Source organism: Streptococcus sp. HMSC034E03 (assembly GCF_001811505.1).
Taxonomy (GTDB): domain Bacteria; phylum Bacillota; class Bacilli; order Lactobacillales; family Streptococcaceae; genus Streptococcus.
The window spans coordinates 119,978-132,234 of record NZ_KV804997.1; the positions used below are offsets into that span (position 1 = coordinate 119,978).

General features: G+C 39.3%; 14 protein-coding genes. All 14 read right to left on the bottom strand.

What is annotated here, in order from left to right; all coding sequences use genetic code 11:
• Positions 1-3: 3 nt before the first annotated feature.
• The 14 genes from HMPREF2805_RS08590 to HMPREF2805_RS08655 all read right to left on the bottom strand — a co-directional run bounded on the left by HMPREF2805_RS08590 (position 4) and on the right by HMPREF2805_RS08655 (position 12,209).
• On the bottom strand, positions 4-546 hold the full coding sequence (locus tag HMPREF2805_RS08590; protein ID WP_075232178.1) for a GNAT family N-acetyltransferase: 543 nt from the start codon (positions 544-546) through the stop codon (positions 4-6).
• 152 nt (positions 547-698) lie between these two features.
• A complete protein-coding gene (gene nadE / locus HMPREF2805_RS08595; protein ID WP_075232179.1) occupies positions 699-1,523 on the bottom strand; it encodes an ammonia-dependent NAD(+) synthetase in 825 nt (274 codons plus the stop codon).
• Positions 1,520-2,980, bottom strand: coding sequence for a nicotinate phosphoribosyltransferase (locus HMPREF2805_RS08600; RefSeq protein WP_075232180.1), 1,461 nt, complete (start codon positions 2,978-2,980; stop codon positions 1,520-1,522). Before HMPREF2805_RS08600 ends, nadE begins: the two co-directional genes overlap by 4 nt.
• Positions 2,981-3,087: 107 nt before the next feature.
• Positions 3,088-3,576, bottom strand: a complete 489-nt coding sequence (locus tag HMPREF2805_RS08605) for a DUF6773 family protein (protein ID WP_075232181.1) — start codon at positions 3,574-3,576, stop codon at positions 3,088-3,090.
• Positions 3,566-3,775 (bottom strand): helix-turn-helix transcriptional regulator, encoded by a 210-nt coding sequence (locus HMPREF2805_RS08610; protein ID WP_001107501.1) that lies wholly within the window; start codon positions 3,773-3,775, stop codon positions 3,566-3,568. The genes HMPREF2805_RS08605 and HMPREF2805_RS08610 overlap by 11 nt, the downstream gene beginning before the upstream one ends.
• Positions 3,776-3,923: 148 nt before the next feature.
• Positions 3,924-4,520: an HAD family hydrolase gene (locus HMPREF2805_RS08615; RefSeq protein ID WP_075232182.1), complete on the bottom strand. Its 597-nt coding sequence runs from the start codon at positions 4,518-4,520 to the stop codon at positions 3,924-3,926.
• A gap of 56 nt (positions 4,521-4,576) precedes the next feature.
• On the bottom strand, positions 4,577-4,987 hold the full coding sequence (locus tag HMPREF2805_RS08620; RefSeq protein WP_075232183.1) for a GNAT family N-acetyltransferase: 411 nt from the start codon (positions 4,985-4,987) through the stop codon (positions 4,577-4,579).
• Positions 4,988-5,085: 98 nt separating this feature from the next.
• Positions 5,086-6,459 (bottom strand): amino acid permease, encoded by a 1,374-nt coding sequence (locus HMPREF2805_RS08625; protein WP_075232184.1) that lies wholly within the window; start codon positions 6,457-6,459, stop codon positions 5,086-5,088.
• Between the two features lie 82 nt (positions 6,460-6,541).
• A complete protein-coding gene (gene greA, locus HMPREF2805_RS08630; protein WP_075229222.1) occupies positions 6,542-7,024 on the bottom strand; it encodes a transcription elongation factor GreA in 483 nt (160 codons plus the stop codon).
• A 346-nt stretch (positions 7,025-7,370) separates the two neighbouring features.
• On the bottom strand, positions 7,371-9,176 hold the full coding sequence (gene mltG / locus HMPREF2805_RS08635; RefSeq protein WP_398577617.1) for an endolytic transglycosylase MltG: 1,806 nt from the start codon (positions 9,174-9,176) through the stop codon (positions 7,371-7,373).
• A 75-nt stretch (positions 9,177-9,251) separates the two neighbouring features.
• Positions 9,252-9,746, bottom strand: a complete 495-nt coding sequence (locus HMPREF2805_RS08640) for a GNAT family N-acetyltransferase (protein WP_075232186.1) — start codon at positions 9,744-9,746, stop codon at positions 9,252-9,254.
• The gene (locus HMPREF2805_RS08645; RefSeq protein ID WP_075232187.1) at positions 9,743-10,258 is read right to left on the bottom strand and encodes a GNAT family N-acetyltransferase; all 516 of its coding nucleotides are present in this window, start codon (positions 10,256-10,258) and stop codon (positions 9,743-9,745) included. The genes HMPREF2805_RS08640 and HMPREF2805_RS08645 overlap by 4 nt, the downstream gene beginning before the upstream one ends.
• Before the next feature lie 8 nt (positions 10,259-10,266).
• Positions 10,267-11,601, bottom strand: coding sequence for a UDP-N-acetylmuramate--L-alanine ligase (murC, locus tag HMPREF2805_RS08650; protein WP_075232188.1), 1,335 nt, complete (start codon positions 11,599-11,601; stop codon positions 10,267-10,269).
• An 11-nt stretch (positions 11,602-11,612) separates the two neighbouring features.
• Complete coding sequence (locus HMPREF2805_RS08655) at positions 11,613-12,209, bottom strand: divisome accessory protein ZapJ (protein WP_075232189.1); 597 nt, start codon at positions 12,207-12,209, stop codon at positions 11,613-11,615.
• Positions 12,210-12,257: the final 48 nt, after the last annotated feature.

Here is a 12,257-nt window from a genome sequence, read left to right on the forward strand (position 1 = left end):
ATCTTATTTTTTGATTTGATAATAAATTTTATCAGCGATATAACCTTTTCGTTCAACTGCATTTGGAATCGTCTTCCAAAAAGCCATACCCACCTTTTCCATAACACGACCAGATGCTGGGTTTAGACTTACATAGCAAGCATCAACCTCTTCAAATCCAATCTCATCTAGACAGTATGATAAAACTGCCTTCAAGGCTTCTGTCATGAGTCCTCGTCCCCAGTAGTCCATCCCCAAGATATATCCGATCTCACAGCTAGAGTTTTCTTTATCCACACTGACCAGACTAATATCTCCAATGACATAGTCTGGATTTTCTTTGAGACAGATGGCCCATTTGTAGCAATTTGGATCGTCATAGGTTTTTACCCAATTGCCAATAGAATTTCGAGTCTGTTCGACATTCAGGTGTGGATCCCAAGTAACATAGGTTAGATTATCTAGACGAGAAGCCCAATTCTCAAACATAGCTTGAGCATCATCTTCCACAAATCTCCTCAAGATCAATCGTTCAGTTTCTATAGGTTGTGTCCCTAGTGCTTTCATAATCGTAACTCGCTTTCTATTTTATGGATGGGCTCAAACTTACATTGACCTATCTCAGTCTCCTATTGCAAGTTATAAAGTGAAAAAGGTCCTCCGGACTTTCCTCGTTCTCCTGTTTCTAGACTCGGGGTAAAAACCTCCCCCGGAGGTTTTTACTCCCAAAACGTATCAAACACAGTAATTGGTAGGTGGCGTTTGTGTTGGCCTTTGTACCACCATTTTTCAATGGTAGCTTGGGCTTCTGGGCTGACTTGTTTACCTTCGAGGTAATCATCAATTTCATTGTAAGTGACTCCCAAGGCTACTTCGTCTGCAATACCTGGTTTTTCTTCTTCCAAATCTGCTGTTGGAACTTTTTCATAGAGGGCTGGATCAGCTCCAAGTTCCTTCAAGAGTTGTTTCCCTTGGCGTTTATTGAGGCGATAAAGTGGGAGAATATCTGCACCACCGTCACCAAATTTAGTAAAGAAACCTGTGATATTTTCCGCAGCATGGTCTGTTCCGATAACAGCTCCGCTATGAGCACCTGCAAGGGCATATTGGGCAATCATACGACTACGCGCCTTAATATTTCCCTTGTTGAAATCTGAAACAGGACTTCCTGTTGCTTCCACTGCTGCTGTCATAGCATCAGCAGATTCTTTGATATTAATGACCAAGCTCACATCTGGCTGGATAAAAGCTAAGGCTTTTTGAGCATCATCCTCGTCAGCTTGCACTCCATAAGGCAAACGAACAGCGATAAATTTATAACTATCATCACCGGTTTCAGCTCGCATTTCTTCTATGGCTAATTGAGCCAAGCGTCCTGCCAAGGTCGAGTCCTGTCCCCCAGAAATTCCTAAGACAAATGTCTTTAAAAAAGGATGTTTTTTCAAGTATCTTTTCAAAAAGTCAATCGAACGACGGATTTCTTCCTGGGCATCAATCACTGGTTTAACCCCCAGTTCTTGGATAATAGTCTCTTGCAAACTCATTCTTCTTCTCCTTCACCTAGAGCTTCCTTACGCATTTTATCAATCAAGTCCATCTTGTCTTGCCATACATCACGAGCCAAGTCGACAGGGTAATGTTGTGGGTTAAGAACACGTTTGTATTCATCCCAGAGCTTATCAAATTCCTTACGAGCATAGGCTTGAACTTCAGGCAGACTTGGTAAGTCATAAACCAGCTTACCATCCTTGAAAATGTCAACCAAGAGAGGAACAGCATCAAAATTACGGACAGTTTTCTTGATGTAAGTATAGGTTGGATGGAACATCTTGATTTCAGTCATGCTAGCAACGTCGACACCATCATAGGTAATATAATCACCTTCTGACTTGCCTTTTTCACGACTGGTGATGCGCCAAACTTGTTTCTTCCCTGGCGTTGAAACCTTCTCTGCATTGTTTGAAAGCTTGATGGTATTGCGCATATGACCGTTCTCATCTTCGATGGCAACAACCTTGTAGACTGCTCCAAGTGCTGGTTGGTCATAAGCAGTGATGAGCTTAGTACCTACACCCCAGACATCAATCTTAGCTTTCTGCATCTTGAGGTTAAGGATGGTATTTTCATCAAGATCATTTGATGCGTAAATCTTAGCATCTGTAAATCCTGCCTCATCCAGTTGTTGACGAACTTTTTTAGAAATATAGGCGATATCTCCAGAGTCAATACGAACACCAAGGAAATTAATCTTATCACCAAGTTCACGCGCAACCTGAATTGCTGCTGGAACACCGATCCGAAGAGTATCATAGGTATCCACTAGGAATACACAGTTTTTGTGAGTTGAGGCATAAGCCTTGAAAGCCTGATAATCATTGCCATAGACTTGTACCAAGGCGTGAGCATGAGTCCCTAGAACAGGAATACCAAAGAGCTTACCTGCGCGTACATTACTAGTTCCATTGGCACCACCAATAACAGCCGCACGAGTTCCCCAGATAGCAGCATCCATTTCTTGCGCACGACGTGTACCGAACTCCATCAAAGGCTCATCTTCAATGACTGAACGAATACGGGCAGCCTTAGTCGCAATCAAGGTTTGAAAGTTGACAATGTTCAAAAGGGCTGTTTCCACTAATTGGCACTGAGCCAAAGGTCCCTCCACTTGAACGATTGGTTCATTAGCAAAGACCAAATCCCCTTCTTGAGCAGAACGTACAGTCAATTCCAACTTAAGATTACGGAGATATTCCAAGAAGGCACCATGATAACCAAGTGACTCCAAATAAGCAATATCGCTATCTGAGAAACGCAAGTTTTCAAGGTATTTCACAATTCGTTCCAAACCTGCAAAAACAGCATAACCGTTTTTAAAAGGTTGTTGGCGGAAATAAACTTCAAAAACCGCTTTCTTGTTATGAATCCCTTGGTCGAAGTAAACCTGCATCATGTTAATCTGATACAAATCTGTGTGCAATGTTAAACTGTCATCTTGGTACATATACTGTCCTTCTTCCTTATTTGCAAAAAAAAGAAAATATTTCTTCTTTTATCATAAATTAGTACTATTATAACACATTTTATCGATATTGATAAAAAGCTAACAAGCTATTCCATGCTCTCGAGCTCATCCATATCTTTTTCATATTTCTTCTGAGCCCATTCACCATAACTTTTTAAGCCTAAGTTTCCAAGAAAGACCCAAGGAAGATAAAGGAGATAGGTAATGACCCAAGCAGACAAGTATTTAACGTTCAGAGGATTGTGCTGATAAATTTCGATATTGAATTGATAATTCTGTAACATTAAAAGAGCCGTAATAGCCAAGGTCAGGAAAAAACAACCCAAAATCGTAAAATGAAAACGACTATAGTAGGTCACACCGAGATTGCGAGCACGGGTGAAAAAGTAAAAAGTCCCTATGATAATAATAACGAGAAGCATACTTGGATTAAAAAGGCTTGGTGCTAACACTGCTATGAAATAAGCTAGAAACAACAATCCGATAGAGATATGAAAAGTTTCCGCACCTGCTTTATTCATCAGTTGCTCTTCTCTTTCATCTAATAATTGATAATAATAAAATCTATTTTTCATCTTCTTCCTCCCAAAATAGTTGATCTAGCGTTTTGCCTAAGCACCTGCAAATGGATTGGCAAAGTGAAAGCGAGGGATTATACTTTCCTGCTTCTATCAAACCGATAGTCTGCCTAGTGACACCTACAGCTTCTGCCAAATCACCTTGTGTCATGTCAAGCTCCACTCGAGCTAACTTTAATTTTAAATTCTTAGCCACTTCTTACCTCCTTTATAATTTTAAAAAGTCGCGCTTCTTTCTAAGTTCATTATATCATATAATTTACAATATGCAATATATATATTACATATTGTGCGGTTTTTTTAACAAAAACTCTCTATCACCTAAATGATAGAGAGTTTTCTGTTTATTCAAATCTTTGTAAAATACCTACGAGATCGCTTCTGTGTTTTACTTGATAGGCTTTGATACCTAAACTTTCTGCCATCTTGGTATTATCTTTTACATCATCCAGAAAAATACAATTTACTGGATCCAACTGATATTTATGGAGGATTTCTTCAAACATTTTTCGATCAGGTTTGACAGCCTTGATATCACAAGAAAGAACGAATCCATCTAAGATTTCATTTAAAGGAGAGAGTTGTTCCTCTAATAATTCATAAAAAACTGGTGATGTATTTGACAAAACAAAAATACGATGGCCTTTTTCCTTTAAACGTACCAGGAGAGGAAAGACTTCAGTGTAAATCTCAATGTAAGAAGGCCAATTCCAGACTACTTCTTGAACCTTTTCTTGATATATGCTTCCAATCATGGAAACCACTTTCAAGATCAAATCCTCTCTGGTCAGGGTTCCGAGATCTAATCTTTCCCAAAGACCTGATTGAAAGATCGCCTTGTCCAATATCATATAATCCTTCTCTGTTTTTACCACACCTCGTAAAATCTTATCCTTATTCCATTCTAATAAAACATTTCCCATGTCTAGTATGATATCCATTATCCACCTCTATTGTTAATCGAATAGCAATCTTTGCTTCAATCTCTATTTTTATGTTATAAATCTTTTTGATAATAGTGCCTTTGTCCTGTGTAGGGATAGTCTTGTAACCTAAGGACTTCCTTGTAGCCATGCCTTTTATAAAAATCTGGAGCTTGAAACTGGTAAGTATTGACAAAAGCAAAACGACAGTTTCGATTCTTAGCTTCACTCTCTGCTTGCTGCAATAGTTGGGAGCCGATTCCTTGTCCTCGCAAATCCTCTTTCACAAATAAATACTCAATTTCTAGCCAATTTCCAAAGGTCTCTGCTACTAAACCAGCCATGACTTGACCGCTATCATCTTCGACATAAAGGTTAAGTGGCTCACTTTCAGCTGCTTCTCTCTTAGAACGATTATAGGAGCGAATCAAATCCCCAATTTCTTGCGCTTTCTGAGACTCTGTATTATCCAATCTAATGTGCATCAAAACCTCCTCAAAGACACTTACGCCTTGATTATATTCCTATTTTGAAGAACTGTCAAACTAAAAAACTCACCAACCTAAGTTGATGAGAGTAAAACTTATTTTCTAAATTTCCATTGGCTATAAATACCAAATGCGACAATCCAGATAGCTGAACCGATTGCTCCTACAAATGTAGAGTCTTGTAAAAAGAGTGTTCCAAATACAAAGATAAAGAAGAGCATGGTCAGAGGATTTAGCAAGCGGTATTGAGGCATGAGATAGCCATTTGCCATGAAGTCTTTAGACTTGCGATACTTGAGATGGGCTACCATGATCAAGATGTAGATGGCGATATAAACACCTGATGAAGAAGCTGTAATCAAAGCAAAGGCATCTGATACTCCAGGAAGTACATTGATGAAGGCTGCAAAACCAATCAATACGGCAGAAGCAATGATTGCATTCTGAGGAACGTTGTGACGTGAGAGCGTGTCTGCCTTAATAGCTTTCAAGAAACGATTTGGTGAATCATGGGCAATTTGGTACAAGTGACGACCTGTTGAGTAAAGGGTTGAATTCAAGGCTGACGCTGCTGAAGTCAAGACAACAAAGTTAATCAAGGCTGCTGCCCACTTAAGACCAACAAGTTCAAACACTGTCACAAATGGTGAATCTGTTGCAGAAAGCTCACGCCAAGGAATAATAGACATGATGGCTAAGAGAGCTCCACCGTAGAAAAAGATAATTCGCAAAGGAATTTCCTTAACCGCCTTAGGCAATACTTTTCGAGGATCTTTGGTTTCAGATGTTGTAACACCGATAAACTCAATCATCAAGTAAGCAAAGAAAACCATTTGAAAGGCCATGACAAAGTTCATACCCCCATTTGGGAAAAGGGAGAAATGATCACTGATATTGGCAAGGCTTGCTGAACCATAAGGCGTTTCAAAGCCAGTCAAAACTAGAAAAACACCTGTTGCAATCATGGCAAGAATGGCCACAATTTTAATCATAGCAAACCAAAATTCTACTTCACCAAAGATTTTAACAGCAATCAAGTTCACCAAACCGAGTATTGTCAGAAATACAACCTGAATCAACCAAGAGGGCCAAGATGGAAACCAAAACTGAACATAGTGAGCAATAGCCGTAATCTCGGCCATTCCAATAAAGACTACTGAGAGCCAGTAAGACCAGACTGAGAAGTAACCCCATCCCTGACCAAGATAACGCGTAATAAAGTTGATAAAGGTGTGTTGCTCCGGATCTTGGTACAACATTTCCCCGATAGCGCGCATCATAAGATACATGAAGCCACCCGTAATCATATAGACCAAGACGATTGACGGACCTGTCAAACTAATGGAACGGCCAGCTCCTAGAAACAATCCTGTTCCAATTGTTCCTGCAATGGCCATAACCTGAACATGGCGATTGGTTAACCCACGTTCCATTTTATTCTTCTTTTTGTGCTTATTTTCTGAATTCATATAGTCTCCTCTAATTTTTAGAATTAAGAAAAGGAGTGATGGGAAGCGCTTTCCCTACATCTACTCCTTCTTTTCATTCCTATTAAACTGTTTTTTCAACTTTTAAGATTTTAACATCGTAGCTACCAACAGGTGTTTCAATTGTAGCTGTATCGCCTGTTTTCTTACCAATCAAGGCTTGCCCGATTGGACTTTCATTTGATACTTTTCCTGCAAAGGCATCCGCACCCGCTGAACCCACGATGATGTATACTTCTTCTTCGTCCTCGCCAATTTCTTGGATAGTGACAGTTCGACCGATTGCAACTTCATCTTGAGCAACTGCATCACTGTTAACAATCTCAGCATAACGGATTTTTGTTTCCAAGCTTGAGATTTGTCCTTCAACAAAAGCCTGCTCGTCTTTCGCTGCTTCGTATTCACTGTTTTCTGACAAGTCACCATATGAACGAGCAATCTTGATGCGTTCAACAACTTCTGGACGACGAACTAGTTTCAACTCCTCTAATTCTTTTTCGAGTTTTTCCTTCTCCTCAAGGGTCATAGGGTATGTTTTTTCTGCCATTTTTCTCAACTTTCTTTTAATTAAATTATATTTTTATAGGTAGTAAAGCAAAATTATGTGGTAAACCACATAATTTTCTTTTTATGACTTTTCGTAAGTCATGATGGTTGCTAGTGATTTCTTGAAAAATCCCTAGGTAGACATTGAGCACTGAAACTTTCATTTCTGAACTCAATCTAAAATAGTTTCTAAAACTGTGTCAGTCTCAAACTTTCCGAACGCCTAAAACTTGTGAATTTCAGGCGTTTCTGATCATAGCGGAAAGACTGGTGTGACTTGCTATTCCCGTAAAAAGAGAGTTTCTCTTCTACACTCACGGATTTAATAGCAAATCTTGTTCTAAGAGTTAGTTTGAACTACTTGATTGTGTCAATTTACTGTTAACATGCTCTGCAACGTTTCGATCATGTTCTTCTCGTGTCGTTGCAAAGTAAACCTTGCCATCTTGTACGTTAGCTACAAAGTAGAGATTGTCACTCTTAGTTTGATTGATACTTGCTTCAATTGCATCCAGACTTGGACTGTCTACTGGGCCAGGCATTAAGCCAAGGTTTGTATAAACATTATAAGGTGAATTGATTGTTGTATCAATTGCTGCATCATCTGCCAAGCTAATATTTTGTCCTAGCTTACCTTCTGCATAGAGAATAGCAATATTACTCTGAAGTGGCATACCAAGGTTCAAACGATTATAGAAAACTCCAGCGATCAGCTTACGATCATCAGTTTTCAAACCTTCTTTTTCTACAAGTGATGCAATGGTGAGGAGTTCATTTACTGTCAAATTCTTTTCTTTGATTGCAGTATAACGCGTTGACAAGTTTTGGTCCATAGCTGCCACCATTTCATCAATCAAGCTTTCAACAGTTGTACTTTCTTTGATGCTATATGTTGCTGGGAAAAGGTATCCTTCTAGACGGTAACGAACACCTCTTTCCTTCGTTGGTAAACTTTCAAGAAGGGTTGGATACTTAGCAACTAATTGAGAAATAAAAGTTTCATCTTGAACTTTTGCCAAGAAGGCATCTGCAGTCAAAGGTTCTTTAAACTCTCCCTGAAGCTGACCAACTGTTTGTGCAATTTGATCAATTGTATAACCTTCAGGAATTGTAAGATTTGCAAGTGCAACCTCTTGAGGTTGAGGCGTTCCACCCTTTTGCAATTCTTTGATGATATCATCTGTACTCATACTCTTTTGCAAATTATAGTAACCAGATTTTAAATCAGAATAGTTTTTATACTTAGCATAGAGACTAAAGATAAAACCCTGTTTTACCAATCCAGAGTTTTCTAATGTATCACCAATTTGCTGAAGATTGGCCCCATCTGGAATTTGAACAGTGACATACTGTTTTGAATTTGCATCAACTGGTTGAAGTGCAGATTCGACATAACGGTAACCGAAGAATCCACCCACACCTAGTAAAATCAATAAAACAAATACTGTTACGAAAAATCCTTTTAAGCGTGATTTTTTCTTTTTCTTGATTGGTTTCACTGACTCTTTACGACTTCTTCTAGGAAGTTCAGTTCTAGTTTCAACTGGAGCAGCTGGTTCTTGACTCGGAGTTTCTTTTCCAAGAACCGTTGGTTTCGGTTGCGGCTTAATAGTCTTTTTAGCCGGAATTGGTTTTGCCTGATTCGTACGATAAGAAACTGGAATCCTTGTCGAATTAGCATTGAACTCTTTCTCTTCTTGAACCGGCTGAGCAGGTACATGAGATTCAACTCGATCTACAGTAGGTACTACTGGTTCTGTAGCTACTGCGGATTCTGTAGGTGTAACTTCTGCTGGTTCTGCAGGTGTAACTTTTTCTGGAGCCACAGCTGGTTCTGCAGGCGTAACTTTTTCTGGAACTACAGCTGATTCAACAGGTTTTTCTGATGATAAAGATGGACGTGGTGGAACTGTTGGAGCATTAGCAAATAGTTCATCCACTAGTGAAACTGAATCTTCCATCAAGTCTTCTACAGACGGCTCTTTCACTAGTTCATCTGTCTTTGAAAGAGTACTAAAATCAGAGAAAAGCACATCCTTACCACTCTCGGTAGCGCTAAGCTCTTCTTCTCTTTTCAATCTTTCTAAGTCTCTTAAAATTTGTTCTTTAAAACTTAACTTTTCTTCTTCTCTTGAATTTTCGCTCAAAGGTATTACCTCCTTCTTGATAATCCATAATATTATATCTTAAAAACTAAAGAAAAGCAACCATAGATGCCTTTCTAATGCCTAATTCGTGTTTTCCCAGACCATATCATACCATTCTTCACCAGCAAAAGTCGACTTGGATTTTCCTTCATTTACAAAACCATGTTTTTCATAATACCCAATGAGATAGTCATGGCAGGTTAGATTGATTCCCTCACGCTCATGCTCAAGAGCGAGCTCTTTTAAGGCGGTCAATAATTTTCGTCCGACACCTAAATCTTGAGCTTTCTTAGCAATGGATAGACAAGTCACAGAGATATAGCCACCTTTTTGATGGCTATAATCTTTAATGTCTTCTGTAAAGGACTGGTCTTGTAAATGTCGATGAGGCATTACCGGTCCTTCAACGTAACCAAGGATTCGTCCCTCCTTTTCAGCCACTAAGAAACTGGTCTTAATTTCCTTGAGATGAGCTTCAAAAACAGATCGAGGAATAGCCTCCTCAGCAGAGAAATTTTCCAACTCAATCTCTAGGATACGATCAAGGTCTGTAAGCCTTGCTTGTCTAATAATCATCTTTCCTCCTGAAAATAGGGATTTGCCCAAAACATATGAAAATAAGTTTCACTACTAGTTGGCATATCTGCTAGACCATAGTCAAGAAATCCATTCATCTCAAAGTAAGCCAGTAATTCATCCCTGGACAGCAAATAGAGGCCTGGTCTATTTTTCTGAAAAGCATACTCCTTCATAGCTCCCAACAACAAGGTTCCAAATCCTTGTCCTTGATAATCAGGATGGACGGCAAGATCTAAAATAGTGATAAAGTCACTCGTGTCAGGAATTGCTGCTTCAAGCTGCTTCCTAGAATCACTTTGGATGAACTTAGTGAGTTCGTCACCAATGATATAACCAATGATTTCTTCATTAAGGCTGGCTAGCAGAAACGTACCCGCATGCTTGCGGATACGCTCTTTTATCACTTCTATACTAATTTCATCTTGGGAGTCAGAGTTGCTTTCTCCTATCAGCCAGATTGACTCTAAATCTGATGGCTGAACCTCCCGAATAGTGATTGAAAATTCCATGGTGTTCCTTATTGAACATTGCTAGTCAAGTTTGACAAGAGACGCTCAAATGAGTATTCATAAGTTTGGATGTCACCAGCTCCCATAAAGACATAGACAGCATTGTCATGGTCTAGGAGTGGAGAAACATTTTCAACTGTGATTACTTGATTTTTCTTATTAATCTTACTTGCAAGATCTTCAACCTTGACATCTCCATGGTCCACCTCACGAGCAGATCCATAGATTTGTGCTAGGTAAACGGCATCAGCCTGGTTTAATGCTTGTGCAAAATCATCCAACAAGGCAATTGTACGAGTAAAGGTATGTGGTTGGAAAATTGCCACGATTTCCTTGCTTGGATATTTCTGACGCGCAGCATCTAGTGTTGCAATAATTTCTGTTGGATGGTGAGCAAAGTCATCGATAATCACTGTATCATTAACAATCTTTTCTGTAAAACGACGTTTCACTCCTCCAAAAGTCTTCAAGTGTTCACGCACCAAATCCAAGTCAAATCCTGCTATGTAAAGCAATCCAATAACCGCAGTTGCATTCATGATATTGTGACGGCCAAAGGTTGGAATATGGAATTGACCTAGCTCTTGACCACGGAAATGAACGGTAAAGGTTGAACCTGTAGTAGAACGAAGCAAGTCACTTGCTACGAAGTCATTACCTTCTGCTTCAAAACCATAGTAGTAAATCGGAGCATTAGCCGTAATCTTACGCAACTCAGCGTCTTCACCGTAAACGAACAAGCCTTTGGTAATTTGTTTGGCATAATCATTGAAGGCGTTGAAGACATCTTCTAAGCTTGTGAAATAGTCTGGGTGGTCAAAGTCAATGTTCGTAATAATAGAATATTCTGGGTGATATGGCATGAAATGGCGCTCATACTCGTCTGATTCAAAGACAAAATACTTGGCATTTTCAGAACCACGACCAGTACCGTCACCAATCAAGAAGCTAGTATCTGTAATATGGGACAAAACGTGAGAAAGCATCCCAGTTGTTGAAGTCTTACCGTGGGCTCCAGCAACTCCCATACTGATGAAATCACGCATAAAGCTACCGAGAAACTCATGATAACGTTTATAGCTCAAGCCCTGTTGATCTGCATAGGCAATTTCAACGTTATTATCTGGACGGAAGGCATTCCCAGCGATAATCTCCATATCCCCTTGTAAGTTCTTCTCATCAAAAGGTAAGATTGTAATCCCTGCTTGCTCTAGTCCACGTTGGGTAAAGTAGTACTTTTCAACATCAGAACCTTGCACCTTGTGCCCCATTTGATGCAACATCAAAGCCAAGGCACTCATACCTGATCCTTTGATTCCGATAAAATGATAGGTTTTTGCCATTTTCTTCCCCTTTATTCGCTCATTCTAGTCAAGTTAAGCTCTTGGGCAACTTGACGTTCTTGTTCTTTTTGTTTACTTTTTTTGTTATAAATTTGACTTTTCTTTAAAAAGTCATAATTGTTTTTCTTGGAACGACTTGTTTCACCGTCTGAAATTGGATGTTCCACTTGAGAAACTGTTTCTGCCAAAATATAGTGAGATTGACCTAACTTCTGACTATATTTCGCAAATTCTCCTGGATTTTCTTTTTGAAAAGGTGCTGTCGGTTGATTTGCTGGACGCACCTGGCTTGGTTTCGTTTGACGTCTCGTATGACTCACATCCTGAGTCAAATATCGAGCCGAGCGCTTCTTTTTCAAATCCGCGCGAGCTTCTTCACGCGCTAATTCAGCATAGGATTTTTCTTTTTTCTCAATCGGTTTTACAAGAGGTTTGGCTTCCTCTTGCTTTTTTTCTTCAGTAATCGGAGACCATTCCAAGTAGTTTTTGTCTTGGTAATCACCTTTTATATTACTGATGAAATCAGACTCATCGTAGAGATTCATAACTGGCATTTCTGTCAACATGACTTCATCATCTGCCACTATTGGAAATCGTTTTTGTGTCATATTTATTTCCTTTCAATACTCCATTATAGCGTAATGTCTTGATTTTTC